The sequence below is a fragment of the Variovorax sp. OK605 genome (genome assembly GCF_900115445.1).
GTDB lineage: Bacteria > Pseudomonadota > Gammaproteobacteria > Burkholderiales > Burkholderiaceae_C > Variovorax.
This window is the reverse complement of sequence record NZ_FOWL01000010.1, coordinates 262,496-286,659: the sequence shown is the minus strand read 5'-3', so window position 1 is coordinate 286,659 and position 24,164 is coordinate 262,496. Positions and strand designations below refer to the sequence as shown.

23 protein-coding genes are annotated in these 24,164 nt (G+C 68.2%); 13 read left to right on the top strand and 10 right to left on the bottom strand.

What is annotated here, in order from left to right:
* Window positions 1–12: 12 nt before the first annotated feature.
* Window positions 13–1,284, bottom strand: coding sequence for an amidohydrolase family protein (locus tag BM013_RS26205; RefSeq protein ID WP_093130580.1), 1,272 nt, complete (start codon window positions 1,282–1,284; stop codon window positions 13–15).
* The gene (locus tag BM013_RS26200; RefSeq protein WP_093130579.1) at window positions 1,281–1,868 is read right to left on the bottom strand and encodes an NAD(P)H-dependent oxidoreductase; all 588 of its coding nucleotides are present in this window, start codon (window positions 1,866–1,868) and stop codon (window positions 1,281–1,283) included. Before BM013_RS26200 ends, BM013_RS26205 begins: the two co-directional genes overlap by 4 nt.
* 194 nt (window positions 1,869–2,062) lie before the next feature.
* Here BM013_RS26200 and BM013_RS26195 point away from each other — a divergent pair, with 194 nt between their 5' ends.
* Window positions 2,063–2,383 carry a hypothetical protein gene (locus BM013_RS26195; protein ID WP_093130578.1) on the top strand — a complete coding sequence of 107 codons (321 nt, stop codon included), beginning with the start codon at window positions 2,063–2,065 and terminating at the stop codon, window positions 2,381–2,383.
* A 28-nt stretch (window positions 2,384–2,411) separates the two neighbouring features.
* Here BM013_RS26195 and BM013_RS26190 read toward each other — a convergent pair whose 3' ends face one another.
* Window positions 2,412–3,089, bottom strand: coding sequence for a TetR family transcriptional regulator C-terminal domain-containing protein (locus BM013_RS26190; protein ID WP_177225568.1), 678 nt, complete (start codon window positions 3,087–3,089; stop codon window positions 2,412–2,414).
* A 170-nt stretch (window positions 3,090–3,259) separates the two neighbouring features.
* Between BM013_RS26190 and BM013_RS26185 the strand changes: the two genes are divergently transcribed.
* Window positions 3,260–4,330: an asparaginase gene (locus BM013_RS26185; RefSeq protein ID WP_093130576.1), complete on the top strand. Its 1,071-nt coding sequence runs from the start codon at window positions 3,260–3,262 to the stop codon at window positions 4,328–4,330.
* Between the two features lie 136 nt (window positions 4,331–4,466).
* Here BM013_RS26185 and BM013_RS26180 read toward each other — a convergent pair whose 3' ends face one another.
* The 3 genes from BM013_RS26180 to BM013_RS26170 are packed head-to-tail and all read right to left on the bottom strand — an operon-like array spanning window position 4,467 to window position 7,107.
* Window positions 4,467–5,285, bottom strand: coding sequence for a phosphatase PAP2 family protein (locus tag BM013_RS26180; RefSeq protein WP_093130575.1), 819 nt, complete (start codon window positions 5,283–5,285; stop codon window positions 4,467–4,469).
* An 11-nt stretch (window positions 5,286–5,296) separates the two neighbouring features.
* A complete protein-coding gene (locus tag BM013_RS26175; RefSeq protein ID WP_093130574.1) occupies window positions 5,297–6,142 on the bottom strand; it encodes a metallophosphoesterase family protein in 846 nt (281 codons plus the stop codon).
* Window positions 6,139–7,107 (bottom strand): diacylglycerol/lipid kinase family protein, encoded by a 969-nt coding sequence (locus BM013_RS26170; RefSeq protein ID WP_093130573.1) that lies wholly within the window; start codon window positions 7,105–7,107, stop codon window positions 6,139–6,141. Before BM013_RS26170 ends, BM013_RS26175 begins: the two co-directional genes overlap by 4 nt.
* A gap of 232 nt (window positions 7,108–7,339) precedes the next feature.
* Between BM013_RS26170 and glyQ the strand changes: the two genes are divergently transcribed.
* The 6 genes from glyQ to BM013_RS26140 all read left to right on the top strand — a co-directional run bounded on the left by glyQ (window position 7,340) and on the right by BM013_RS26140 (window position 13,478).
* A complete protein-coding gene (glyQ, locus tag BM013_RS26165; protein WP_093130572.1) occupies window positions 7,340–8,248 on the top strand; it encodes a glycine--tRNA ligase subunit alpha in 909 nt (302 codons plus the stop codon).
* Between the two features lie 19 nt (window positions 8,249–8,267).
* Window positions 8,268–8,834 (top strand): metal-dependent hydrolase, encoded by a 567-nt coding sequence (locus BM013_RS26160; protein WP_093130571.1) that lies wholly within the window; start codon window positions 8,268–8,270, stop codon window positions 8,832–8,834.
* Between the two features lie 101 nt (window positions 8,835–8,935).
* A complete protein-coding gene (glyS, locus tag BM013_RS26155) occupies window positions 8,936–11,068 on the top strand; it encodes a glycine--tRNA ligase subunit beta (protein WP_093130570.1) in 2,133 nt (710 codons plus the stop codon).
* Window positions 11,069–11,114: 46 nt separating this feature from the next.
* The gene (gmhB, locus tag BM013_RS26150; protein ID WP_093130569.1) at window positions 11,115–11,693 is read left to right on the top strand and encodes a D-glycero-beta-D-manno-heptose 1,7-bisphosphate 7-phosphatase; all 579 of its coding nucleotides are present in this window, start codon (window positions 11,115–11,117) and stop codon (window positions 11,691–11,693) included.
* On the top strand, window positions 11,693–12,463 hold the full coding sequence (locus BM013_RS26145; protein WP_093130568.1) for a lysophospholipid acyltransferase family protein: 771 nt from the start codon (window positions 11,693–11,695) through the stop codon (window positions 12,461–12,463). The genes gmhB and BM013_RS26145 overlap by 1 nt, the downstream gene beginning before the upstream one ends.
* A 19-nt stretch (window positions 12,464–12,482) precedes the next feature.
* The gene (locus BM013_RS26140) at window positions 12,483–13,478 is read left to right on the top strand and encodes a M48 family metallopeptidase (protein ID WP_256221693.1); all 996 of its coding nucleotides are present in this window, start codon (window positions 12,483–12,485) and stop codon (window positions 13,476–13,478) included.
* Window positions 13,479–14,157: 679 nt separating this feature from the next.
* On the opposite strand, the gene BM013_RS26130 is transcribed toward BM013_RS26140, so the two are convergent.
* The 4 genes from BM013_RS26130 to BM013_RS26115 form a co-directional block, all read right to left on the bottom strand.
* Entirely contained in the window at window positions 14,158–14,928 is a 771-nt protein-coding gene (locus tag BM013_RS26130; protein WP_093130567.1) for an SDR family oxidoreductase, read from the bottom strand.
* 69 nt (window positions 14,929–14,997) lie between these two features.
* Window positions 14,998–15,918 (bottom strand): pseudouridine synthase, encoded by a 921-nt coding sequence (locus BM013_RS26125; protein ID WP_093130566.1) that lies wholly within the window; start codon window positions 15,916–15,918, stop codon window positions 14,998–15,000.
* Complete coding sequence (locus tag BM013_RS26120; RefSeq protein WP_093130565.1) at window positions 15,915–17,237, bottom strand: leucine-rich repeat-containing protein kinase family protein; 1,323 nt, start codon at window positions 17,235–17,237, stop codon at window positions 15,915–15,917. The genes BM013_RS26125 and BM013_RS26120 overlap by 4 nt, the downstream gene beginning before the upstream one ends.
* Window positions 17,238–17,266: 29 nt before the next feature.
* Entirely contained in the window at window positions 17,267–18,337 is a 1,071-nt protein-coding gene (locus BM013_RS26115) for an MBL fold metallo-hydrolase (protein ID WP_093130564.1), read from the bottom strand.
* Window positions 18,338–18,457: 120 nt separating this feature from the next.
* Here BM013_RS26115 and BM013_RS26110 point away from each other — a divergent pair, with 120 nt between their 5' ends.
* The 5 genes from BM013_RS26110 to BM013_RS26090 all read left to right on the top strand — a co-directional run bounded on the left by BM013_RS26110 (window position 18,458) and on the right by BM013_RS26090 (window position 24,161).
* On the top strand, window positions 18,458–18,877 hold the full coding sequence (locus BM013_RS26110; protein ID WP_093130563.1) for a MerR family transcriptional regulator: 420 nt from the start codon (window positions 18,458–18,460) through the stop codon (window positions 18,875–18,877).
* Window positions 18,878–18,906: 29 nt separating this feature from the next.
* A complete protein-coding gene (gene can, locus BM013_RS26105; RefSeq protein ID WP_093130562.1) occupies window positions 18,907–19,698 on the top strand; it encodes a carbonate dehydratase in 792 nt (263 codons plus the stop codon).
* Between the two features lie 51 nt (window positions 19,699–19,749).
* The gene (gene aceK, locus BM013_RS26100) at window positions 19,750–21,570 is read left to right on the top strand and encodes a bifunctional isocitrate dehydrogenase kinase/phosphatase (RefSeq protein ID WP_093130561.1); all 1,821 of its coding nucleotides are present in this window, start codon (window positions 19,750–19,752) and stop codon (window positions 21,568–21,570) included.
* Window positions 21,571–21,630: 60 nt separating this feature from the next.
* Window positions 21,631–22,815 (top strand): acetyl-CoA C-acyltransferase, encoded by a 1,185-nt coding sequence (locus tag BM013_RS26095; protein ID WP_093130560.1) that lies wholly within the window; start codon window positions 21,631–21,633, stop codon window positions 22,813–22,815.
* A 98-nt stretch (window positions 22,816–22,913) separates the two neighbouring features.
* Window positions 22,914–24,161: a glutamate carboxypeptidase gene (locus tag BM013_RS26090; protein ID WP_093130559.1), complete on the top strand. Its 1,248-nt coding sequence runs from the start codon at window positions 22,914–22,916 to the stop codon at window positions 24,159–24,161.
* Window positions 24,162–24,164: the final 3 nt, after the last annotated feature.

Genomic DNA, 24,164 nt, shown 5'->3' with positions numbered 1-24,164 from the left:
CCTTGCGGTTCGTTATCGGGGGAGGAAGGGCGTGGCGTCGCCGCGCGTCACGCGGCCGTCGCGCAGCACCACGCGGTGGGCGGTGCGCGAAGGCCAGCCGTGGCGGTCGGCGTCGGTGAAGAGCACCAGGTCGGCGCGCTCGCCGACCAGCGTGGGGTGCGCGGGCGCTGTGCCGCGGCGCAGCCAGTCGCCGCGGCACAGCGCCTGCGACCAGGTGTCGAAGGGCTCGTCGAGCTGCGCCACCAGCGCGGCCGTGCCGAGCGCCTCGACCGGGTCGAAGCTGCCGAGGCGGCAGAACGGGTCCTGCACGTTGTCGCTGGCGAACAGCAGCGGAATGCCGCGCTCGCGCGCTTCCTTCACCAGCGTGATGCCGCGCAGCCGTGGCGTGCGGCCGGTCACGGCGTCCTGCAGCAGCAGGTTGGTGGCGGGCAGCGACACCACGGTGATGGGCGCGCGCGCCACCGCGTCGAGCGTGGTGAAGGCCTGCGCCTCGGGCTGGGCCGCGAGCGCGCAGATGTGGCCGCAGGTCACGCGGCCTTCGTAGCCGATCTCGCGCAGGATGCGCGCGGTGGTCTGCAGGCCGACCGCCGCGGCGTTGAGTTCTTCGTCGACGTGCAGGTCGATGTCGAGGTCGCAGGCCTGCGCCGACACCAGCAGGTTGCGCAGCGCGTTCTCGCTCCAGTTGGTGGAGTGCACGAAGCCGCCGAGCAGCGCGTGCGGGCCGGTGGCCTTCACCTGCTTTGCGAGGCGCAGGGCCTGCGCCGCGTCTTCGAACAACGGCAGCTTGATGAGGCTCACCTGCTCCAGTCGCACCTTGCCGGCCCATTCCTGCGCCAGCTCGGCCATCACGGGCCAGGCCATCGGCAGCGACTCGGGCTCCCACCAGTCGACATGCGTGCGCAGGTGCGTCGTGCCGCATTCCCAGGCCCACTGCAGGCCGCGCGCGGCGCGCTCGCGCACGTCGGCGGGCGTCCAGTGCACGCGGTCGGCCAGCATCGCGTCGATGGCGCCGAGCAGGCCGGGCTGCACCTGCTTCATGCGCGGCAGCGTGAAGGCCTTGTCCAGGTGCGTGTGGGCGTCGACGAAGCCGGGCAGGGCCAGCGTGCCGGCGAGGTCCCAGGCCGTGGCGGAGGGCGCATCGCCGGTTGCGGGCAGCACCGATTGCACGCGGCCGGCTTCGATGCCGAGGCGTGCCAGCACGGGCACGCCGTCGCGCTGCGGCCAGTCGGCCGGCAGCAGCCAGCGCGGCAGCCGCACGTTGTCCAGAAGGGCGGGCGCGTTCATGCGAAGCGCGCCATCGCGTGGCCGACCTTTGCCATGAAGCGCTTGAGCTGGGGCTCGGTCGCCACGTTCATGTGGTAGTGGGCGTGGTAGTCCACCTTGGCGCCCTGGCCGGTGAGCCGCTTCATGTAGCGCGTGACGATCTTGCGCGGCGGGTCGCCCATGTACATGGCCACCCAGCGCGGCCGGCCGTAGGTGACCACGGCGCTGATGCGCTTGATGTGCGTGAGCATCGGCTTCACGTTGGCCGGGTCGCTGATGTCGAAGGCCACGCCCGGCATGAAGAGCCGGTCGAAGTAGCCCTTGAGCATCGCCGGCAGGCCGAAGCACCAGGTCGGAAAGCAGAACACGATGCCCTCGGCCCACTGCAGCCGTTCCACGTAGGGCGCCAGCGGCAGCCGGTTGGCCGGCACGTCGTGGTAGCCCAGGCGCTCCTCGCGCGACAGCACCGGGTTGAAGCCCTCGGCGTACAGGTCGCAGTCGTCCACCTCGTGCCCGGCGGCGCGCAGGTTCTTCAGCACCTCCTGGTGCAGGGCGGCATGGAAGCTGGTTTCGACCGGGTGGCAGTAGACGACGAGCACGCGCATGGTGTGTTTGACCGTTTAATCAGAGCAAGTGGTCAGGTTATGCAAGCGACGTGCCAGTGCGCACGCACCGGTTTGGGGCGATCGGCGGCGACCGAGGCGAGCGCCCCGGCCCTTCAGTTCTTCCCCAGGCTGCCGATATCCGGAAGCCGGGCGCCATTGCAGTGCCCGAACCTTTGCTTTTTCGGATGGGGTGTATGAGGGAACGTTGGCTTCGATCGGGCCGCCGCGCGCGCGGCGCGGCAGCGGCGCTGTTGCTCGCGCCGGCGCTGTGCCTGGCGGAATCGGCCCATGGCAGCGCCAGCGCCTCGGCCCGGCTGCAGATCACCGTGGTCGTGCCGCCGGTGTTCCGCGTGCTCGAGGTCACGCCGGTGGCCGACGGCTACGAGTACCGCGTGTGGACCAACATCCCGTCGATCGTCATCGGCGGGCACGAGTACCGCTTCGAGCGCATCGGCGAGAACACGGTGCGCGTGCCGACGGCGCCCGGCGACACCTGGGTCGTGCACGGCCTGTAAGCCACGCGGGCCACGCAGGAGCGGAGCTTCAGGCCTTGATGCCGCAGCCGTTCAGCACGAAGGCCACGAGCTCGCGCGCGATCGGCTCTCGGTCGATCGGCGCGTCGGGCGGCAGGCCGAGCATCACGCGCGTCTGGATGGCGTAGTCGGCATAGCTCTGGGTCATGGCCCAGACGTGCATCAGCAGGATGCGCGCATCGAGCGGGCGCATCTGCCCGCGCGCGATCCAGCCGTTGATGATGTCCACCTTCTTCTGCGTCCACGCGCGTGCGTTGGGCCAGTAGCGGTCGAGGTTGCGCCCGCCGTCGAGGATCTCGCGCGTGAAGATGCGCGACATCTCCGGGCTGTCGATCGCGTGGTCTAGCTTCTTGCGGATGTAGTCGCCCAGCACCGTGGCCGGGTCGCTCGCGTCCTCGAACGAGAACACGACCTTCCACGCATGCAGCACCTGCATCAGCAGCTCTTCGTAGAGCTCTTCCTTGCCGACGATGTAGTAGTGCAGCTGGGGCTTGGTGAGGCCGGCGCGCGCGGCAATTGCCTGGGTCGAGGTGCCCTTCAGGCCGTGCAGGCTGAACTCTGTGACCGCCGCGGTGCGGATCGCCGCCATGATGCGTTCGCGCCCGGGCCGCGCGCGCGACAGCGGGCCGTCGGGGGCGGGCATTTCCTGGGCGGTCGAGGCGAAAGGGGCGGCGGAATCGGCGTTCATGGCAGGCGGCGGCGGCGGTGTGCGCGGCCCGTGAAGCGGCCGCGCGGTCGATGGTAATCCTTCGTGCATGGGCGCATGCCATGCCGGCATGGAGGCACGGAGCATGCGGGCATGGTTCATGTATCTTCCTCGCCGCCTCGAAAGATTCCACTTCAACAAAGGAGCTCTCCATGTACCTTTCTCCCCGTTTCAGGGCCCTCGCGGCCGGCACCGCACTGCTGGCGGCCAGCGCGCTCGCGCAGGCGCAGCAGGCGCTGCCCAACGTGGTGATCCTCGCCACCGGCGGCACCATCGCGGGCGCGGGCGCCTCGGCCGTCAACAGCGCCACCTACGCCGCGGCGAAGGTGGGTGTGGAGAAGCTGATCGCCGGCCTGCCGGAGCTGGCCAAGGTGGCCAACGTGCGCGGCGAGCAGGTGTTCCAGGTCGCATCGGAAAGCCTCACCAACGACAACCTCATGACGCTGGCCAAGCGCGTCTCGGCGCTGTCGAAGCAGCCCGACGTCGACGGCATCGTGATCACGCACGGCACCGACACGCTGGAAGAAACCGCCTACTTCCTGACGCTGACCGTGCACACCGCCAAGCCGATCGTGGTGGTCGGCTCGATGCGCCCGGGCACCGCGCTGTCGGCCGACGGCGCGCTGAACCTGTACGACGCGGTGAACGTGGCGGGCAGCAAGGACGCCATGGGCAAGGGCGTGCTGGTGACGATGAACGACAACATCGACAGCGGCCGCGACGTGAGCAAGAACGTCAACATCAAGACCAACGCCTTCTCCAGCCAGTGGGGTCCGCTGGGCATGGTGGTGGAGGGGCGCAACTACTGGTTCCGCGCGCCGGTGAAGCGCCACACCATGAACTCGGAGTTCGACATCGACACCATCAGCGCGCTGCCGCCGGTGGAGATTGCGATGGGCTACGAAGGCGTGTCCTCGGTGGCTATCGACGCCATTGCCAAGAGCGGCGCCAAGGCGCTGATCCACGGCGGCACCGGCAACGGCTCGGTGGCCGACCGCATCGTGCCGAACCTGCAGAAGGCGCGCGCCGACGGCGTGATCGTGATCCGCAGCGCACGCGTGCCCGACGGCTTCGTGATCCGCAACGCCGAGCAGCCCGACGACAAGTACGACTGGGTGGTGGCGCACGACCTGCGCCCGCAGAAGGCGCGCATCCTGGCGATGGTGGCACTCACCAAGACCAGCGACACCAAGGAACTGCAGCGCATCTTCTGGGAATATTGATCTCCCCCAGGCTTGCTCGCTTCGCGTAGCCTCCTTCCCCCTTCCGGGGGCAACACCTGCGGCCCGGCAAAGCCGGTTCCGCGGTGTTCCTGGCGAAGCCTCGGTTTTTCGCCCGGCGGAGCGTCCGGGCCGGGGTTCAGGCCAGGGCGCGCCGCTGCTGCCGGTGGCGCGCGTACTCCAGGCTGCTCACGCACACGAGCAGCCAGGCCAGGCCGGTCAGCAGGCCGGCCGCCACGTCGCTCGCAAAGTGCACCTGCAAGAAGATGCGGCTGCACGCGATGGTGACGATGGCGCCCGCCGCGGCCATCGCGCCCGGCACGTGCCAGCGCGGCGGCAGCGTGCGCAGCAGCAGGTACAGCAGCATTCCGTAGCTCACGATCGCGCCCGCGCTGTGGCCGCTGGGAAAGCTGTAGCTCGTCTCCAGCGCCAAGCCGTGGTCGTGCAGCGGTCGGGCCCGCGCAAAGATCTGCTTGAGCGCCGGGTTCAGCACCACGATGCCGCCCAGCGCCAGCACCCAGCCCAGCGCCAGGCCGCGGTGCGAATGCCACCAGAGCGCGGCGGCCACCAGCAGGCACACCGGCCCGAGGAAGGCCGCGTCGCCCAGGTGCGTGACCCAGCTGAACACCACCAGCGCGGTGCGCGGCAGGTGCGTGGCAATGGCGTCGGTCAGCGCGTGGTCAGCCTGGCCGAGCACGCGGCCGTCGGAAATGTTCGACGCGATCCAAGCGAACAGGCTCGAGGCCAGAAGAATCAGCACGAAGCCCGACGCGAGCCCGAGCGCGATGCGCGGCTCGTTGGGCTCGTCGGTGTCCAGCGCATTGAAGTGGCGTTTCTGCAGCAGGTGGCAGGCCAGGCCGGCACCGAGCACCGACATCGCGAGAAGGCAAAGGAACCAGGGCAGCGCGTGCACGCCGAGCTGCTGTGCAGCGAGAACAAGAGGGGCTTGCGTCAACATAGCGGCGCACCCTAAGGCCGCGCCGCCTCACTGGCAAGGGAAAGACCGAATACTTCGGCGCAGCCGAAGGCCTTGTCGCGCGCCACGTAGTCCCAGCGTTCGACGCGGCATGCGCGAGGGCCGCCAGCCATGCCTTCGGCAACATCGTCGGCCATGCCCGCGCGCACCACGTTCACCGAATTCGGATGGCCCGCGCGCACCCGCGACGACACCGCGGTGCCGGCCTGCACCGCCCAGGCCGTGCGCGCGCACCCCGGAAAGGCGTCGTGCAGCGGCCGCACATAGGGCAGGTGGATGTGCCCGCCCAGGATCAGGTCGGCGCCGGCCGCGCACCAGCGCGCCACCGCCTGCTCGCGCCCGTGCAGGCGGTTGCCCATGCCCTGCGTGCGCGTGACCATCACCGGCTGGTGCGTCACCACCACGCGCACCTGCGACGGCGAGGCCGCCGCCAGCCGCCGCGCCACGCGCTCGACCTGCGCGGGCGAGACCGCGCCGTCGGTGTGCCGGTACCAGCGCGTGGTGTTGACCATGGTCACCTGCCAGTCGGGCGACTCGAACACCGGCTCCAGGTCGTCGCCGAAGGCCCGGCGGTAGCGGCCGTAGGGCGCGAACACGCGCGCCCCCAGCTGGAACAGCGGAATGTCGTGGTTGCCCGGCACGGCCACCACCGGCCGCCCCAGCCGGTCGGCAAAGGCCCGTGCCGCCGCAAACTGCGCGGCGGTGGCGCGCTGCGTGATGTCGCCCGACAGCACCACCACGCCCGGCGCCAGCGCATCGGCGAGCCGCTCGAGCGCGTGCAGCACGTCGGGCTGCTCGGTGCCGAAGTGGGGGTCGGAAATCTGCAGCAGGCAGCTCATTCGCGCGCCGCCTCCAGCTCGGGCGCCGTCCGGGCCGGGCGCACCAGCCACAGCGGCTCGGGCGACACGCGGAACAGCAGCGGCGTGTCGACCCAGCCGATCTCGCCGTCGGTCGCCACCTTGATGCGGCGCGCGGCCAGCGGGCGCCGCGGCTTCACCGTGAGCGACTCGAACGGAAAGCTCAGCACCTCGTCGGCGTCGCCGAGCCGGCCGAGCGCGCCGCGCACCAGCAGGCCGGGCATGGCCAGCGGCCCCACGGGCTTGAGCGCAATGGCGGCCAGCTGGCCCTGCTCGGGCACGTCGGCTTCGGGAATGCCGACCTGGTGCAGCTGCAACGGGTTGTTGCCGACGAACAGCGTCGGCGTGCGGATGTCGCGCTCCACGCCGCGCCAGGCCATGCGCAGGTTCCATTGCCGGTGGCCGCGCAGCACCGTCAGCAGGCCGGCGCCGAAGGCGATCCAGCGGTTGCGGCCGTAGCGCGCCTTGTAGGCCTCGCGCTCTTCCAGCAACTCGGCGTACAGGCCGAGGCTGGCATTGACCAGGAACATCCGGTCGTTCACCAGCCCGACCTGCACCGCGCGGGGCTGCTCGGTCAGCAGGATGTGCAGCGCCTGCGCCGTGTCGCGCGGAATGCCGTGGGTGCGGCTGAAGTAGTTGAAGGTGCCCTGCGGCAGCACGCCGAAGGCGCAGCCGCTGCCCAGCGTGGCGTGCGCCACCGCGTTGATGGTGCCGTCGCCGCCCGCGGCCACCACCACGCCGCCCACCGCCCGCGCCCGCTCCACCGCCTCGCGCGCCAGCGCCTGCACCCGGCCGGGTCCGTCGACCACGAAGATGCGGTTGCGCCGGCCGGCCGCATCGCAGCCTTCCTCGATGACCCGGCGGGCCTCGGCCGCGTCCTCGCTGCCGGAGCTGGCGTTGAGCACGATGAACAGGGGGGCGTCGGGTGCGGTCTCGGGCACGGGCATGTCGTTGGGGCGGGTCTGAAGGCGGGAAAAGTGCAGGAAAAGAGGGCCAAAAACGGCAGCGGCGGCCCCGCCGCACGCGGCGGGTTGGGTGTTGTCGCACCCCTCGCCCGGCCCCGGCAGCAGGCGACTTCCCGACCCGCTGTGGGAGAGTTGCCCTCCGAACGTAAAATCGCCCGCTTTCGCGGTGCTTCGCCGCGCTACCGTCCAATGTCCGGCCACGCCGGCCAGCTTCATGTTGACCTTCCAGCAAATCATTCTCAAACTGCAGTCGTACTGGGCCGACAAGGGCTGCGCGCTGCTGCAACCGTACGACATGGAAGTGGGCGCGGGCACCTCGCACACCGCCACCTTCCTGCGCGCGCTCGGCCCCGAACCCTGGAAGGCTGCCTACGTGCAGCCCAGCCGCCGCCCCAAGGACGGCCGCTACGGCGAGAACCCCAACCGCCTGCAGCACTACTACCAGTACCAGGTCGTGCTGAAGCCGGCGCCCAGCAACATCCTCGAGCTCTACCTCGGCAGCCTCGAAGCCCTGGGCTTCGACCTGAAGAAGAACGACATCCGCTTCGTCGAGGACGACTGGGAGAACCCCACGCTCGGCGCCTGGGGCCTGGGCTGGGAGGTCTGGCTCAACGGCATGGAAGTGACGCAGTTCACCTACTTCCAGCAGGTGGGCGGCATCGACTGCAAGCCCATCACCGGCGAGATCACCTACGGCCTGGAGCGCCTGGCCATGTACCTGCAGGGCGTGGACAACGTCTACAACCTGACCTGGACCGACGGCCTGAGCTACGGCGACGTCTACAAGCAGAACGAGGTCGAGCAGTCGACCTACAACTTCGAGCACAGCGACGCCGAGTTCCTGTTCACCGCCTTCAACGCGCATGAAAAGCAGGCCAAGCACCTCATGACCGAGCAGCTCGCGCTGCCGGCCTACGAGCAGGTGCTGAAGGCCGCGCACAGCTTCAACCTGCTGGACGCGCGCGGCGCGATCAGCGTGACCGAGCGCGCGGCCTACATCGGGCGCATCCGCAACCTCGCGCGCAGCGTGGCGCAGAGCTACTACGAGAGCCGCGAGCGGCTGGGCTTCCCGATGGCGCCGCGCGAATGGGTCGCGCAGATGCCGCCGAAGAAGGCCGCCTGAGCGAACGCCGAGCCACTGCATGCCCACCGTCTTCACCCACGTCGCCGTTCCCGTCTGCGCAGCCATTGCGCTGGGCACGCGTCGCGTGCCGGTGGCGGCGCTGCTGGCGGGCATGCTCGCGTCCATCGCGCCCGACTTCGACGGCCTGGCCTTCAAGCTGGGCATTGCCTACGGCGGCATGACGGGGCACCGCGGCTTCACGCACACCCTGCTGTTCGCGCTGCTGCTGGGCCTCGCGGGCTGGTGGCTCGCGCCCCGCTGGGGCATGCGCCGGGCCGTGGGCTGGGCGTGGATCTCGCTGTGCGCCGTGTCGCATCCGCTGCTGGACATGCTGACCAACGGCGGCATCGGCATCGCCCTCTTCTGGCCGTTCAGCGACGTGCGCCATTTCAGCCCGTGGCGGCCCATCGAGGTGTCGCCGGTGGCGCTGAAGCGCTTCTTCTCGCCGCGCGGCGCGCAGGTGCTGCTCAACGAGATGGCCACCGTGTGGGCGCCGCTGCTGGCGGCCGCGGTGCTCGCGCTCGTCGCGCGCCGCCGCGTGGAGCGTCGCAACGTGGAGCTGCGCAAGGGCGCCGTTGCCGCATGAATCCGATCTGTCTTCTTTCTTCTTTCCCTTCCACGGCGCCGCTTCGCTGCGCGCCCGTGGCCGGTGCCGTCCGCGGCCCATTTTCAAAAGCCCTCTGAGCCATGTCGTCTGCCAGCCTTCTTGTCGAACTGTTTGTCGAGGAATTGCCGCCCAAGGCCCTGAAAAAGCTGGGTGACGCCTTTGCCGGCGGCCTGCGCGACCAGCTCGTGGCGCAGGGGCTCGCCGAGCCCGGCGCCGTGCTGACCGCCTACGCCTCGCCGCGCCGCCTGGCCGCGCACCTCACGCACGTGGCCGAGCGCGCCGCCGACAAGGCCGTGTCGCAAAAGCTCATGCCCGTGGCCGTCGGCCTCGACGCCTCCGGCCAGCCCACGCCCGCGCTGCTCAAGCGCCTGGGGGCGCTGGGCGCCGACGCCTCGGCCGTGCCCGGCCTCAAGCGCGCGATGGACGGCAAGGCCGAGGCCCTGTTCTACGAAAGCACCGCCAAGGGCGCCACGCTGGCCGAAGGCCTGCAGAAGGCGCTGGCCGAAGCCATCGCCAAGCTGCCGATCCCCAAGGTCATGACCTACCAGCTCGAAGAAGGCAGCGAGCTGCCCGGCTGGACCAGCGTGAGCTTCGTGCGCCCCGCGCACGGCCTGGTGGCGCTGCACGGCGACACCGTGGTGCCGATCGAGGCGCTGGGCCTGAAGGCCGGCCGCGACACGCACGGCCACCGCTTCGAGGCGGCTGTCGACCCCGTGGTGCTGCGCGACGCCAGCAGCTACGCGCTGCAACTGCAGGAAGAGGGCGCCGTCATCGCCAGCTTCGAGGCCCGCCGCGCCGAGATCGCGCGCCAGCTCGCGGCGGCCGCGGTGAAGGTCGGCGGCGGCGTCGTGCCGATCGACGACGACGCGCTGCTCGACGAAGTGACCGCGCTGGTCGAACGCCCCAACGTGCTGGTCTGCAGCTTCGAGCGCGAGTTCCTCGAAGTGCCGCAGGAATGCCTGATCCTCACGATGAAGGCCAACCAGAAGTACTTTCCGCTGCTCGACGCGTCGAACAAGCTCACCCACAAGTTTTTGGTCGTCAGCAACATCAGCCCCGACGACGCGAGCGCCGTCACCGGCGGCAACGAGCGCGTGGTGCGCCCGCGCCTGGCCGACGCCAAGTTCTTCTTCGACCAGGACCGCAAGAAGTCGCTGGCCTCGCGCGTCGAGTCGCTGGGCAAGGTGGTCTATCACAACAAGCTGGGCACGCAGGGCGAGCGCGTGGAGCGCGTGATGCGCATCGCGCGCGGCATTGCCGAGAAGATCGGCGACGCCACGCTGGCCGCGCACGCCACCCAGGCCGCCCAACTGGCCAAGGCCGACCTCGTGACCGACATGGTCGGCGAGTTCCCCGAGCTGCAGGGCACCATGGGCCGCTACTACGCGCTGCACGACGGCCTGGACGCCTCGGTGGCCGACGCCATCGAAGACCACTACAAGCCGCGCTTCGCCGGCGACGAACTGCCGCGCAACAACGTGGGCCTGGTGGTCGCGCTGGCCGACAAGCTCGAGACGCTGGTCGGCATGTTCGGCATCGGCAACCTGCCCACCGGCGACCGCGACCCGTTCGCGCTGCGCCGTCATGCGCTGGGCGTGCTGCGCATGTTGATCGAGAAAGACCTCGCACTGGGGCTCGACGCGCTGCTGCAGGACGCCGCCGCGCAGTTCGACGGCATCGCCGGTTTCGACAGCGGCAAGGCCACCGTCGAGCTGCAGGACTTCATTCTCGACCGCCTGGCCGGCAGCCTGCGCGAGCAGGGCGCCAGCGCGCAGGAAGTCGACGCCGTGCTGGCCCCGCGCCCGCAGCGCCTGGGCGAAGTGCCCAAGCTGCTGGCCGCGGTGCGCGCCTTTGCCGCCTTGCCTGCCGCTGCCGCGCTGGCCGCCGCGAACAAGCGCATCGGCAACATCCTGAAGAAGGCCCCCGAGGCCGACGCGCACGTCAGCGAGCTGCTGCTGCAGGAGCCCGCCGAGAAGGCACTGCACGCCGCCATGGCGCAGGTCGTGCCCGCCGCCAACGCGCAGTTCGAAGCCGGCGACTACACCGCCTCGCTGCAGACGCTGGCCGCGCTGCGCGAGCCGGTCGATGCCTTCTTCGACGGCGTGATGGTCAATGCCGACCAGGCCGACCTGCGGTTGAACCGCCTGGGCCTGCTGATGTCGCTGCACGCCGCGATGAACCGCGTGGCACAGCTCGAGCGGCTGGCTGTCTGATCTCTTCCCGACGACTCCACGAGACTCCACCACGGGCGGCATTGCCATGAAACTCGTCATCCTCGACCGCAACGGCACGATCAACGTGCACCGCGAAGATTTCGTGAAGAGCGACATCGAGTGGACGCCGCTGCCCGGTGCGCTGGAGGCCGTGGCGCGCCTGAACCATGCGGGCTGGCACGTGGTGATCGCGTCGAACCAGTCGGGCCTGGGCCGCGGGCTGTTCGACATGGCCTCGCTCAACGCCATGCACGCCAAGATGCACAAGATGCTCGCGGCCGTGGGCGGCAAGGTCGACGCTGTCTTCTATTGCCCGCACAGCCCCGACGAGGACTGCGATTGCCGCAAGCCCAAGCCGGGCCTGTTCCTGCAGATCGGTGACCGCTACGGCATCGACCTGAAGGGCATCCCGACCTGCGGCGACAGCCTGCGCGACCTGCAGGCCGGCGCGGCCGCCGGCTGCGAGCCGCACCTGTTGCTCACGGGCATGGGCGCGGCCTGCCGCGGCGTCGATCCGCTGCCTTCCGAATACCCGGCGAACACGGTGGTCCACGACGACCTCCCCGCCTTTGTCGACTTTTTGCTTGCGCGCGAAGCGCAGGCTGCACTGCAGGTAGCTGTCTGATGGCGTTTATCCGTTCCGTTCTCCATGCACTCTGGATGCTCGTCACCGTGGTGCCCTGGGGCATCATCATGTGTGTCAGCTCGCTCTGGAAGCGCGGCATTCCGCTGTACTGGATGGCCGAGCGCTGGCTCAGCTGGGCCATTGGCGGCGCGCGCGTGCTGCTGGGCATCAAGACCCGCGTGAGCGGCATGGAGAACCTGCCGACCGACCAGCTCGCCGGCGCCGTGCTGCTGGTGAAGCACCAGTCCACGCTCGAGACCTTCCTGATGCCCACGCTCATGCCGCACCCGCTGGCCTACGTGTTCAAGAAGGAACTGATCTACGTGCCGTTCTTCGGCTGGGCGATGGCGCGGCTGGACATGATCCACATCGACCGCAGCCAGCGCGCGCAGGCCTTCAACAAGGTGGTGAACCAGGGCCGCAAGCTGCTCGCGCAGGGCATCTGGATCATCATGTTCCCCGAAGGCACGCGCATTCCGCGCGGCCAGAAGGGCACCTACAAGAGCGGCGGCACGCGCCTGGCCTGCGAGACCGGCGTGCCGGTGATCCCCATTGCCGTCACCTCGGCCAAGGTGTGGCCCCGCAAGGCCTTCATCAAGCGCCCCGGCGTGGTGGACGTGTCCATCGGCCCGGCGATCCCGAGCGTGGGCCGCAAGCCCGACGAACTGATGCGCGAAGTCGAAGCCTGGATCGAGGCCGAGATGCGCCGCCTCGACCCCGAGGCGTATGCCGACAGCCCTGTGCAGCCCACGCAAGAAGCGGTGAGCTGAGAAGACAAGAAAGCCCGTCATGGGGGGACTGCTTCAGTTCACGATGGATCTTTTCGAGGGGTTGGGCAGCGAGTTCGCGCCACCGGCGCCAGCAACTGCGCCTGCGCCTGCGCGGCCGCGACGGGCAAGGAAGCCCAAGCTGGTGGCGCCGCAGGACGCGGTGCCTGATGCGGTGCCCACGGCACCTGTCGTTGCACCTGCACCAATGGATCCGAATGCGCCGCCCGCGGTGCTGCTGGCCGACACGCTGGCCTTGGCGCGCTTCGCGCATCCGCAGGCTTCGCGCGAGATCGTGCTGGGGTCGGCGCGCGTGGCCTATGAGTTCAAGCGGGGAAAGCGCAAGACCATCGGTTTCCTGGTCGGGGCCGAAGGCCTGTCCGTGCGCGCGCCGCGCTGGGTGGCGCTGCGCGATGTCGATTCGGCGATTCACGAGAAGTCGGACTGGATCCTGCGCAAGCTGACGGAGACGCAGCAGCGGCATGCGCGGGTCGAGGCGACGCGCATCGAATGGCGCGACGGCGCGGTGTTTCCGTTCATGGGCGAGGCCGTCGTGATCCGGCTCGACCCGAAGCACGGGTTTGCCAGCGTGGGCGGGACGCTCGATGCGGCGGAAGGGGGCGAGCCCAGGGTGCTGCGGCTGGCCGTGGCGCAGAACGCGGAGCCTTCGCAGATTCGCGATGCGGCGCAGGCGTGGTTGATGCGGCAGGCACGCAAGCTGTTCATCGAGCGGTTGGATCACTTTGCGCCGCTGCTCGGGGTGCGATGGGTGAAGCTCTCGTTGTCCAACGCGGCGACTCGGTGGGGGAGTGCGAGTGTCGATGGGTCGATTCGGCTGAACTGGCGGTTGATTCACTTCCGGTTGCCGGTGATCGACTATGTGGTTGCGCATGAGCTGGCGCATCTGAGGGTGATGGATCACTCGCATCGCTTCTGGGAGACGGTCGAGAGTGTGTTGCCTGACTATGGTTTGTTGCGGCAGCAGTTGAAGGATGAGGCTGTGCCTCGTTGGAACTGAACCTTTGTTGGGTTGGTTTTTTCCCGGGGCCGGGATTTCGCCCGGCGGCGGCCTTACTTTCTTTTGCTTCGCCAAAAGAAAGTAGGCAAAGAAAAGGCGACCCCACTGTCTGCGACCCCTGCGCTTCGCTACGGGGCAACCTGCGGTGCTCGCGTTTCGCGGGGTCTCGCAGAACTCGCTTCGCTCAAACAGCTGCGAGCCCTGATCCGCGAAACGCTCCGCTCCTCGGCGCAGCCAGAGGGGATGGGACGCCACACGGGCCATCGCGTTGCTCGGCCCGAGGCACTGCAGGCGCTGTGCGCCTGCAGTGATGAACCAGGGGTACGGGCAGGGGGCTGTCTTTCTGCTTTCTGTATCGGCTGTTCCCAAGCCGAGCGCAGCGATGGCGCGTCTGTTCCCCAAGCCCTTCTGGCTGCGCCGAGGAGCGGAGCGTTTCGCGGATCAGGGCCCACCCTTGTTTGAGCGAAGCGAGTTTGGGTGGGACCCCGCGAAACGTGAGCACCGCAGGTTGCCCGTAGCGAAGCGAAGGGACGCAGACAGTAGGGTCGCCTTTCTTTTGCCTACGTTTCTTTGGCGAAGCAAAGAAAAGTAGGTCGCCTGCCGGGGCGAGACCCGGCCCCGGAAAGCAAACGCCCAACGAGCGTGCCCAAAAAAGCGAGCGTGCTCGAAGAGCAAAACCTTATCGAGCGTGCGTAACCCCCCCATCCACCACCAACGTAGACCCCATCACATAATCCCCCGCCCGCGAAGCCAGATAAATAGCCGCCCCCGCCATATCCTCAGGCACCCCGATCCTTCCAGCAGGAATGCGATCCTTCACCACATCCCCGTGGTCCCGCGCATCCTTGTTCATATCGGAAGCAAACGCGCCCGGCGCAATGGCGCTCACCACGATGCGGTCCTGCGCCAGCCGCAGCGCCATGCGACGCGTCAGCTGGATCAACCCAGCCTTGCTCGCCGCATACGAATACGTCTCCTGCGGATTCACCGAGATCCCGTCGATCGACGCAATGTTGATCACCTTCGACAGGTGATCGGTCGCCGCCTTCTTCAGCAGAGGTGTCAACGCCTTCGTCAGAAAGAAGGGCGTCTTCAGGTTCAGGTCGACCACCTTGTCCCACCCGCTCTCCGGAAACTCTTCGTACGGCGCTCCCCAGGCCGCACCGGCGTTGTTCACCAGGATGTCGAGCGAGCCTTCATGCTTCGCATAGGCATCGACCAGCGCCTGCGCCCCTTCCACCGTCGACACATCCGCCGGCAGCGAAACGCAATGCCCGAACGCCGACAGCTCCTTCGCCGTCTGGTCGCAGGCCGCGGCCTTGCGTGCCGAGATGTACACGCGCGCGCCCTGGGCCAGGTAGCCCTCGGCGATCATGCGGCCGATGCCGCGCGAGCCGCCGGTGATCAGCGCGGTGCGGCCCTTCAGCGAGAAGAGTTGGGTGGTGTCCATGGTGCAGGTGTCTCCTGAATGAAAGAATTTTCAGGAAACGAGCTTAGTGCGCGCCACGCCGCGCGCGCGTCACCTCGGTGTCAGCGACAGGCTCCGGGGGCTCGTGAAGCTGCGTAGCTCACCGGTGAGCGGATCGATGAACGACAGCGAACGCGCCAGCAGCTGCAGGGGCTTGCTGAAGTCGTCCGCGCCCTCGGGCAGCAGCACGGGGTAGATCGGGTCGTTCACGATCGGCATGCCCAGCGCCTGGCAGTGCACGCGCAGCTGGTGCTTGCGGCCGGTGACGGGCGACAGCCTCAGCAGGGCATGGCCGTCGCGCACTTCCTGCACGGCGATGCGGGTCTCGGAATTGGGCTCGCCGGGCTCCTCGCGCACGCGCATGAAGTGGTCGTCGTCGACCAGGCGGCTGCGGTAGATCTCGGGCACCGACGACACGCCTTCCTGCCAGGGCACCACCGCCTCGTAGTGCTTGTCGATGCGGCGCTCCGGAAACATCGACTGGTAGGCGCCGCGCGTGGCGTGCCGCACCGAGAACAGCACCAGCCCCGAGGTGCTGCGGTCGATGCGGTGCATCGGCACCAGGTCGTCGAGCCGCAGCTTGCGTTTCAGGCGCACCAGCAGGCTCTCCTGCAGGTACTTGCCGGTGGGCGTGACGGGCACGAAGGGTGGCTTGTCGACGACCAGGAATTCGTCGTCCTGGAACACCACCTGCTCCTCGAACGGAATGGGCACCTCGTCGTCCAGCGTGCGGTAGTAGTACACGCGCAGCGGCGACTGGTAGGGGCGCGTGAGGGTCACGGCCACACCGTGCTCGTCCATGACGTCGTTGGCCTCGATGCGCGCGATCCAGGCCTCGGGCGTGATGGCGGGAAAGCGCTCGATCAGGAATTCGGCAATGGTCCGCCACGGGCCGTAGGGCAAACCGGTGCAGCTGGGGCCGACGCCATCGCGCGTGGGCAATGGCAACTGCGGTGGCCGGCGCCGCGTCATGGCGAAAGCGCTTGCTGCAGCAGCGCCAGGGCGTCGGCGAACGAAGGGCGCGCGGCCGCGTCGGGCTGCAGGCAGCGGTCTTTCAGCGCGGCCACGGCGGGCGGCGGCGTGTCGGTGCAGCGTTCGAGCAACTCTTCGAGCAGGCAGCCGAAGGCGCGCATTTCCAGCGACTGGAACGCGCGCGCCTGTGCCGCGCCGAGCGCGCCGGTCATCCAGGCCGCGCCGAAGTCGCCGAGCCGTCCGCCGCCCTCGGCCTGCCACAGGATGTTGTGGGCGTACAGGTCGCCGTGCAGGAGGCCCCGCGCATGCAGGTGCTGCATGGCCGAGGCGATGTCGCGCGCGATGCGCAGCGCCACGCGGGCCGGCCAGCGCGCGTCGCCCGAATAGACGTCGCGCGTGCACGATGCCAGGCTCGGCGGCCCGGCGAGGGTGACGAACGACGGATCGACCAGCGCCATCACGAGGCCTTCGGTGCCCTCGGGATGGCCGTCGATGCGGCTCTGCGCGGCGATCAGCGTCGGGTGTTCGCCGGCCGCGATGCACGCCGCCATTTCGCTGTGCGGCCAGCCGTCGCTGGTGACGTCGCCCTTGAACAGCTTGACCGCCACCTGTTGTTGCTGCTGCCCTGGTGTGCCGAGCGATGCCTGGTGGATCACGCCCGATGCGCCTTCGCCGAGCTTCCTGCCGAGCGTGAGGTCACGCCAGTCGATGTGCGGCACCGACCGCGCGGCGATCGCCGCGTCTTCGGCCTGGGTGTCGAAGGGGTTGCCCGCGCAGGCGAGCCACGAGAGGCGCGGCAGCGAGAGCAGCCACTCTGGCAGCGTCTCGAAACGGTTGGCCGAGATGCGCAGCAGCTCGAGCCGGTCGAACGCGGCCATCGACGGCGGCAGCGCGCGCAGGCGGTTGCCCGCGAGCATCAGCTTCTGCATGCGCGTGCAGTGGCCGAGCGTGTCGGGCAGTTCCTCGATCCGGTTGTCCGTGAGGATCAGCCAGCGCAGCGACGGCGGCAGCGCGGCGGCCGGCACGCTGCGGATCTGGTTGGCCTTGAAGCCGACGATGTCCAGGCCATCGCATTGGCCGATGGCTTCGGGCAGCGTGGTGAAGCGGTTGTCGGAGCAGAACAGCACGCGCAGCCGGCGCAGGCGGTGCAGGTCGTTGGGCAGGGTGTCGAGCGCGTTGCCCGACAGGTTCAGCGTCTCGAGCGAATCGGCAAGGTCGAACAGCTCGCGCGGGAACTCGGTGAGTCCGCACGAGAGATCGATTCGTTTTGCGCCTGCCAGCCGGCCCGCGCGCAGCTCAGCCAGCGTGTCGTCGTCCATCCGGCGAGTCTAAATTGCCGGCGATGTCCTCAGGCGGCGCCCGACTTGGCGCCGAAGCGGTACATGCCGTCCTTGCCCAGCTCGCGCTTCACCTGGCCCGCGAACCACAGCAGGTGCAGGTGGGCCACGGTCTCGCCCATGGCGAAGGTCATCTGGTGCAGGTCGAGCTCGCGCTTGAACAGGATCGGCAGGCCTTCGGCCGCGGTCAGCGGGCGCGCGGTGCAGGCCTCGAGCAGCTCGGCCAGGCGGTCGCGGTGGTGCTCCTGCAGCTGGTCGACGCGGCGATGGATGCCGGTGAACGGCTTGCCGTGCGAGGGCAGGCCCAGCGTGTCGGCCGGCAGCGCCTTGAACTTGTCGATGCTGTCCAGGAACAGGCGCAGCGAGTTCGCCTCGGGCTCGCCCGCATACACGCTCACGTTGGTGGAAATGCGCGGCAGCATCATGTCGCCGCCCAGCAGCAGCTTGAGCTCGTCGCAGTACAGCGCGATGTGCTCGGGCGCATGGCCGTAGCCGCTGATGCAGCGCCAGGCGTGGCCGTCGATGGTGACGGTGTCGCCGTCGAGCATGCGCACGAAGCTGTCGGGCACCGCCGGCACCATGTTCGCGTAGTAGTTGGTGCGCGCGCGGATCTTGGCGACCGCGTCGGGGTCGCTCAGGCCGTGCGAGCTGAAGAAGCGCGCCGCCTGCTCGCCGCCGGCCAGCGTGTCGCCGGCGGTGCTGAGCACGCGGGCCACGTGGTAGTCGGTCGAGCTGATCCACATCGGCGCGTTCCAGCGCTCGCACAGCCAGTGCGCCAGGCCGATGTGGTCGGGGTGCATGTGGGTCACGATGACGCGCAGGATCGGCAGGCCCTGCAGCTGCGTCTCGAAGATCTGTTCCCACTGCGCGCGCGCCTCGTCGTGGGCGATGCAGCAGTCGACCACCGTCCAGCCGGCCACGCCGTCGATCGTGTCGCGCAGCAGCCAGAGGTTGATGTGGTCGAGTGCGAAGGGCAGCCGCATGCGGATCCAGCGCACGCCGGGCGCCACTTCCATGGCTTCGCCGGGCTGGGGCAGGGTGTCGCCCAGGGGGTAGTGGAGTTCGCGTTCGAGGAGGTTCATGTAAGATTGACGTTTACGTAAACGTCATGAGTCAAGGGCACCATTGTAGGGATCGCCGGGCAAACCTGCTGTCGCCCTCGTAACCTTCCGTTTGACGCTTCCTTCGCCACCACTTCCGCCATGCCTGCGCAAACCTTCACCATCAGCCAGCTCGCGAAGGAATTCGACCTCACGACGCGGGCCATCCGCTTCTACGAGGACATGGGCCTGCTCACGCCCGAGCGCGCCGGCCTGCAGCGCGTGTACAGCGCGCGCGACCGGGCGCGGCTCACGCTCACCCTGCGCGCCAAGCGCCTGGGCCTGAGCCTGACGGAGGCCAAGGACATCCTGGACATGTACGACAGCCCGCGCGACACGGTGCCGCAGCTGGAGAAATTCCTCGGTGTGCTGGGCGCCCACAGGGCCCAGCTCGAGGCGCAGCTGACCGAGCTGCAGGCGAATCTCGCGGAAGTGCGCGAGCACGAAAAAAAGGGACGGTCCACGCTGGCCAAGGCACAAAAGGCGGCCAAGGGTTCGAAAGCCGCCGAAGCCAAGGCCTGAAAAACACTCCTCATCGACAATAGACGACTATGTCCGACAACCTCGAAGACCTCTTTGCCCATAACCGTGCCTGGTCCGCACAGATGGAGCGAGACCGGCCTGGTTTCTTCACCAGCCTGGTCAAGCAGCAAACCCCGCGTTACATGTGGATCGGCTGTTCCGACAGCCGCGTGCCCGCCAACCAGATCACCGGCCTCGAGCCCGGTGAAGTGTTCGTGCACCGCAACGTGGCCAACATCGTGGTGCACTCCGACCTCAACGCGCTCTCGGCGATCCAGTTCGCCGTGGAGCACCTGAAGGTCGAGCACATCATGGTCGTGGGCCACTACGGCTGCGCCGGCGTCAAGGCCGCGCTCAGCGGCAAGCGCATTGGCCTGGCCGACAACTGGATCCGCCACATCCAGGACGTGCGCGACCGCCACCACGTGATGCTCGAAAGCCTGCCCGAGGAAGCCCGCGTCGACGCGCTGTGCGAACTCAACGTGGCCGAGCAGGTGGTCAACGTGGCCGTGAGCACCGTCATGGTCGACGCCTGGGCGCGCGGCCAGAAGGTCAAGATCCACGGCTGGACCTTCGGCGTGCACGACGGCCTGCTGCAGGACCTGGGCCTGAGCGTCGACGGCGCCAAGCCGCTCGATGCCGTCTACAAGGCCGCCGTGCAGCGCATCCGCTACAAGTGGAGCAGGCCCGGCGAAGTGATTCAGGCGCTGACCGTGCAGGGCGCGCAGGTGAACCAGTCGGTGCAGGAAGCGCAGGCCATGTCGCCGCAGCCCGAGGCCGACACCGGTTCTGCCGGTTCTGTGGATCCCGCTGCGGCCTGAGGCCGCCCGGGCAGCGCCACGGCCATTTCCAGTTCCCCGGTCCGTCCATTCATGTTCCCGCAGCGCCTCGACTCGCCGCTGGCCTATGACATCGCGAAAGCGATGATGGACGGCTTCAACCGCCACTACCGGCTGTTTCGCGCCGAGTCGGCGCGCGCCAAGCACCGTTTCGAAACCGCCGACTGGCACGGCCAGCAGCGCGCGCAGCGCGAGCGCATCGAGTTCTACGACCTGCGCGTGAGCGAAGCCGTGGCCCGGCTCGAGAAGGAGTTCAAGGCCGGCGAGCAGCCGATGGACGTGTGGCACCAGATCAAGCTGCACTACATCGGGTTGCTGGTGGACCACCACCAGCCCGAACTGGCCGAGAGCTTCTTCAACTCGGTCACCACGAAGATCCTGCACCGCGCGTACTTCCAGAACGACTTCATCTTCGTGCGCCCGGCCATCAGCACCGAGTACATCGAGCCGCGCGGCGCGCCCACCTACCGGCCGTACTACCCCGAGCCCGAGACGCTGGCCGACACCGTCGAGCAGATGATCGACGACTTCGGCCTCACCGGCAGCTATGCCAACAAGCAGCGCGATGCGCAGCGCGTGGCGCACGTCATCCTGAACCGCTTCCACCAGGTGAAGCTGCGCGCCAACTTCCAGCTGCAGGTGCTGTCGGGGCTGTTCTATCGCAACAAGGGTGCGTACGTGGTCGGCAAGATCATGAACGGCTTCACCGAGATTCCGTTCTCGCTGCCGATCCTGCACGACAGCCACGGCAAGTTCTACATCGACGCGGCGCTGTTCGGCGAGGACGACCTGCAGATGCTGTTCAGCTTCGCGCGCGCGTACTTCATGGTCGACATGGAAGTGCCTTCGGCCTGCGTGCAGTTCCTGCGCTCGCTCATGCCGCGCAAGCCGCGCGCCGAGATCTACAACGCGCTGGGCCTGGCCAAGCAGGGCAAGACGCTTTTCTACCGCGACTTTCTTTCGCACCTGAACTACTCGAGCGACCGCTTTCGCATCGCGCCCGGCATCAAGGGCATGGTCATGCTGGTGTTCGACCTGCCGTCGTTTCCGTTCGTGTTCAAGGTCATCAAGGACTTCTATCCGCCGCAGAAGGACACCACGCGCGAGCAGATCAAGGGCAAGTACATGCTCGTGAAGCAGCACGACCGCGTGGGCCGCATGGCCGACACGCTGGAGTACAGCGACGTGGGTTTTCCGCTCGACCGCTTCGAGCCCGGGCTGATCGACGAAATCCGCAAGTTCGCGCCCAGCCAGCTGGAGATCGGCGACCGCGACGGCAACGGGGAAATGGAAGTCGTGCTCAAGCACGTCTACATCGAGCGGCGCATGATCCCGCTGAACATCTACCTGCAGGAAGCCTTCGACACGCTGGCAAACCCCGAGAGCCCGGCCCACGCCAGGCGCGCGAAAGACCAGCTCGAGCATGCGGTGATCGAGTACGGCAACGCCATCAAGGACATGGTGGCCGCCAACATCTTCCCGGGCGACATGCTGTGGAAGAACTTCGGCGTGACGCGCGGCGGCAAGGTCGTGTTCTACGACTACGACGAGATCGAATACCTCACCGACTGCAAGTTCCGCAAGGTCCCCACGCCGCGCAACGAGGAAGAAGAGATGAGCGGCGAGGTCTGGTACGCGGTGGGCCCGAAGGACGTGTTCCCCGAGACCTTCGAGCCTTTCCTGCTGGGCAACGCGGACGTGCGCCAGGCCTTCATGGCGCACCACGCCGACCTGCTCGACGCTGCCTTCTGGCAGCACCACAAGGAACGCATCCAGGCCGGGCAGATGCTCGACGTGTTCCCGTACGAAGAGTCGCAGCGCTTCCAGCACGAAGGCCACGCAACGCATTTCTGACCGATCGTTTTTTTCACCCGATCCAGTTTTCACTTCCCCATTCCTGAAGGAGACCTCCACATGTCCGAATCCATCGTCATCGTCGGCCTGGCCCGCACCCCCATGGGCAGCTTCCAGGGCGACTTTTCCGCGCTCTCCGCGCACGACCTGGGCGGCGCCGCCATCAAGGCCGCCGTCGAACGCGCGGGCATCGCGCCCGACAGCGTGGGCGAAGTGCTGTTCGGCAACTGCCTGATGGCCGGCCAGGGCCAGGCCCCGGCGCGCCAGGCGGCCTACAAGGGCGGCCTGCCCGACAGCGCGGGGGCCGTCACCCTCAGCAAGATGTGCGGCTCGGCCATGAAGGCCGCCATGCTGTCTTACGACATGCTGCTGGCCGGCACGCACGACGTGATGGTCGCGGGCGGCATGGAAAGCATGACCAACGCGCCCTACCTCATGCTCAAGGGCCGCGGCGGCTACCGCATGGGCCACGACCGCATCTTCGACCACATGATGCTCGACGGCCTGGAAGACGCCTACCAGCCGGGCCGCTCCATGGGCACCTTCGGCGAAGACTGCGCGGCCAAGTACAAGTTCACGCGCGAGCAGCAGGACGCGTTCGCCATTGCCAGCGTCGAGCGCGCCAAGAAGGCGACCGACACCGGCCTGTTCAAGGACGAGATCGTGCCCGTCACGGTCAAGGGCCGCGGCGGCGACACGGTGATCTCCATCGACGAAGGCCCGGGCAAGGTCAAGCTCGACAAGATCCCCACGCTCAAGCCCGCGTTCAAGAAAGAGAACGGCACCATCACCGCCGCGTCGAGCTCGTCGATCAACGACGGCGCCGCCGCGCTGGTCATGATGACCGAGTCGCACGCGAAGAAGATCGGCGCCAGGCCCATCGCCCGCATCGTCGGCCACGCCACGCACGCGCAGCAGCCCGAGTGGTTCTCCACCGCGCCGGTCGGCGCCGTCGCCAAGCTGTTCAAGAAGACCGGCTGGGCGGTGAAGGACGTCGACCTGTGGGAAGTGAACGAAGCCTTCGCGGTGGTGCCGATGGCGCTGATGCACGAGCTCGACGTGTCGCACGAAATCGTCAACGTGCACGGCGGCGCCTGCGCGCTGGGCCACCCGATCGGCGCGAGCGGCGCGCGCATCATGGTCACGCTGATCCACGCGCTGAAGGCGCGCGGCAAGAAGCGCGGCGTGGCCACCTTGTGCATCGGCGGGGGCGAAGGCACCGCGGTGGCACTCGAATTGCTATAAGGACAAGGGTCGGCCAGCGCCCGAGGGATGGGCGCTGGCCGGCTTTTTTCATTCGGATATTTCAAACAATGCAAAACATGCGTAGAGCAGGAGATTTCATGCGCCCATCCATCCACCGTACCGCCGTTGCCGCCGTGCTGGCCACCGCCTTCGTCGCGGGTGCCGCCCTGGCGCAGAAGCGCGACAACGTGCTGTTCCAGGCTGCCACCGACGAGCAGCCCGCGGTGATCAAGACGCTGGAGAAGCTCGTCAACATCGAGACCGGCACCGGAGACGCCGAAGGCATCGCCTCCGCCGGCAACTACCTCGAAGGCGAGCTCAAGAGCCTGGGCTTCACCGTCACGCGCAGCAAGTCGGCCGGCCTGGTGGTCGGCGACAACATCGTGGGCAAGCTCAAGGGCCGCGGCGGCAAGAACCTGCTGCTGCTGTCGCACATGGACACCGTGTACCTGAAGGGCATCCTCGCGAAGGCACCGTTCAAGGTGGAAGGCGACAAGGCCTACGGCCCCGGCATCGCCGACGACAAGGGCGGCAACGCCGTCATCCTGCACACGCTCAAGCTGCTGAAGGACTACGGCGTGCGCGACTACGGCACCATCACCGTGCTGTTCAACACCGACGAGGAGAAGGGCTCCTTCGGCTCGCGCGACCTGATCCAGGAAGAAGCCAAGCTGGCCGACTACGTGCTCTCGTTCGAGCCCACCAGCGCCGGCGACGAGAAGCTCTCGCTGGGCACCTCGGGCATCGCCTACGTGCAGGTCAACATCACCGGCAAGGCCTCGCACGCGGGCGCCGCACCCGAGCTGGGCGTGAACGCGCTGGTCGAGGCTTCCGACCTGGTGCTGCGCACCATGAACATCGACGACAAGTCGAAGAACCTGCGCTTCAACTGGACCATTGCCAAGGCCGGCAACGTGTCGAACATCATCCCCGCCAGCGCCACGCTGAACGCCGACGTGCGCTACGCGCGCAACGAAGACTTCGACGCCGCCATGAAGACGCTGGAAGAGCGCGCGCAGCAGAAGAAGCTGCCCGATGCCGACGTCAAGGTGCTCATCACGCGCGGCCGCCCGGCCTTCAACGCAGGCGAAGGCGGCAAGAAGCTGGTCGACAAGGCCGTGGCCTTCTACAAGGAAGCCGGCGGCAACCTGGGCGTGGAAGAGCGCACCGGCGGTGGTACCGACGCGGCCTACGCGGCGCTGTCGGGCAAGCCCGTGATCGAAAGCCTGGGCCTGCCCGGCTTCGGCTACCACAGCGACAAGGCCGAGTACGTGGACACCAGCGCCATTCCGCGCCGCCTGTACATGGCCGCGCGCCTGATCATGGACCTGGGCGCCGGCAAGTAACCC

What these genes read in the sequence shown, in the direction of transcription:
- BM013_RS26115 (WP_093130564.1), bottom strand. Translation starts at nt 18,337, where the DNA reads ATGAACCTCCTCGAACGCGAACTCCACTACCCCCTGGGCGACACCCTG.
- BM013_RS26160 (WP_093130571.1), top strand. Translation starts at nt 8,268, where the DNA reads ATGCCCACCGTCTTCACCCACGTCGCCGTTCCCGTCTGCGCAGCCATT.
- BM013_RS26095 (WP_093130560.1), top strand. Translation starts at nt 21,631, where the DNA reads ATGTCCGAATCCATCGTCATCGTCGGCCTGGCCCGCACCCCCATGGGC.
- BM013_RS26125 (WP_093130566.1), bottom strand. Translation starts at nt 15,918, where the DNA reads ATGACGCGGCGCCGGCCACCGCAGTTGCCATTGCCCACGCGCGATGGC.
- BM013_RS26180 (WP_093130575.1), bottom strand. Translation starts at nt 5,285, where the DNA reads ATGTTGACGCAAGCCCCTCTTGTTCTCGCTGCACAGCAGCTCGGCGTG.
- glyS (WP_093130570.1), top strand. Translation starts at nt 8,936, where the DNA reads ATGTCGTCTGCCAGCCTTCTTGTCGAACTGTTTGTCGAGGAATTGCCG.
- BM013_RS26175 (WP_093130574.1), bottom strand. Translation starts at nt 6,142, where the DNA reads ATGAGCTGCCTGCTGCAGATTTCCGACCCCCACTTCGGCACCGAGCAG.
- BM013_RS26110 (WP_093130563.1), top strand. Translation starts at nt 18,458, where the DNA reads ATGCCTGCGCAAACCTTCACCATCAGCCAGCTCGCGAAGGAATTCGAC.
- BM013_RS26130 (WP_093130567.1), bottom strand. Translation starts at nt 14,928, where the DNA reads ATGGACACCACCCAACTCTTCTCGCTGAAGGGCCGCACCGCGCTGATC.
- BM013_RS26205 (WP_093130580.1), bottom strand. Translation starts at nt 1,284, where the DNA reads ATGAACGCGCCCGCCCTTCTGGACAACGTGCGGCTGCCGCGCTGGCTG.
- BM013_RS26145 (WP_093130568.1), top strand. Translation starts at nt 11,693, where the DNA reads ATGGCGTTTATCCGTTCCGTTCTCCATGCACTCTGGATGCTCGTCACC.
- BM013_RS26185 (WP_093130576.1), top strand. Translation starts at nt 3,260, where the DNA reads ATGTACCTTTCTCCCCGTTTCAGGGCCCTCGCGGCCGGCACCGCACTG.
- aceK (WP_093130561.1), top strand. Translation starts at nt 19,750, where the DNA reads ATGTTCCCGCAGCGCCTCGACTCGCCGCTGGCCTATGACATCGCGAAA.
- BM013_RS26190 (WP_177225568.1), bottom strand. Translation starts at nt 3,089, where the DNA reads ATGAACGCCGATTCCGCCGCCCCTTTCGCCTCGACCGCCCAGGAAATG.
- BM013_RS26120 (WP_093130565.1), bottom strand. Translation starts at nt 17,237, where the DNA reads ATGGACGACGACACGCTGGCTGAGCTGCGCGCGGGCCGGCTGGCAGGC.
- BM013_RS26170 (WP_093130573.1), bottom strand. Translation starts at nt 7,107, where the DNA reads ATGCCCGTGCCCGAGACCGCACCCGACGCCCCCCTGTTCATCGTGCTC.
- can (WP_093130562.1), top strand. Translation starts at nt 18,907, where the DNA reads ATGTCCGACAACCTCGAAGACCTCTTTGCCCATAACCGTGCCTGGTCC.
- gmhB (WP_093130569.1), top strand. Translation starts at nt 11,115, where the DNA reads ATGAAACTCGTCATCCTCGACCGCAACGGCACGATCAACGTGCACCGC.
- BM013_RS26200 (WP_093130579.1), bottom strand. Translation starts at nt 1,868, where the DNA reads ATGCGCGTGCTCGTCGTCTACTGCCACCCGGTCGAAACCAGCTTCCAT.
- BM013_RS26090 (WP_093130559.1), top strand. Translation starts at nt 22,914, where the DNA reads ATGCGCCCATCCATCCACCGTACCGCCGTTGCCGCCGTGCTGGCCACC.
- BM013_RS26140 (WP_256221693.1), top strand. Translation starts at nt 12,483, where the DNA reads ATGGGGGGACTGCTTCAGTTCACGATGGATCTTTTCGAGGGGTTGGGC.
- BM013_RS26195 (WP_093130578.1), top strand. Translation starts at nt 2,063, where the DNA reads ATGAGGGAACGTTGGCTTCGATCGGGCCGCCGCGCGCGCGGCGCGGCA.
- glyQ (WP_093130572.1), top strand. Translation starts at nt 7,340, where the DNA reads ATGTTGACCTTCCAGCAAATCATTCTCAAACTGCAGTCGTACTGGGCC.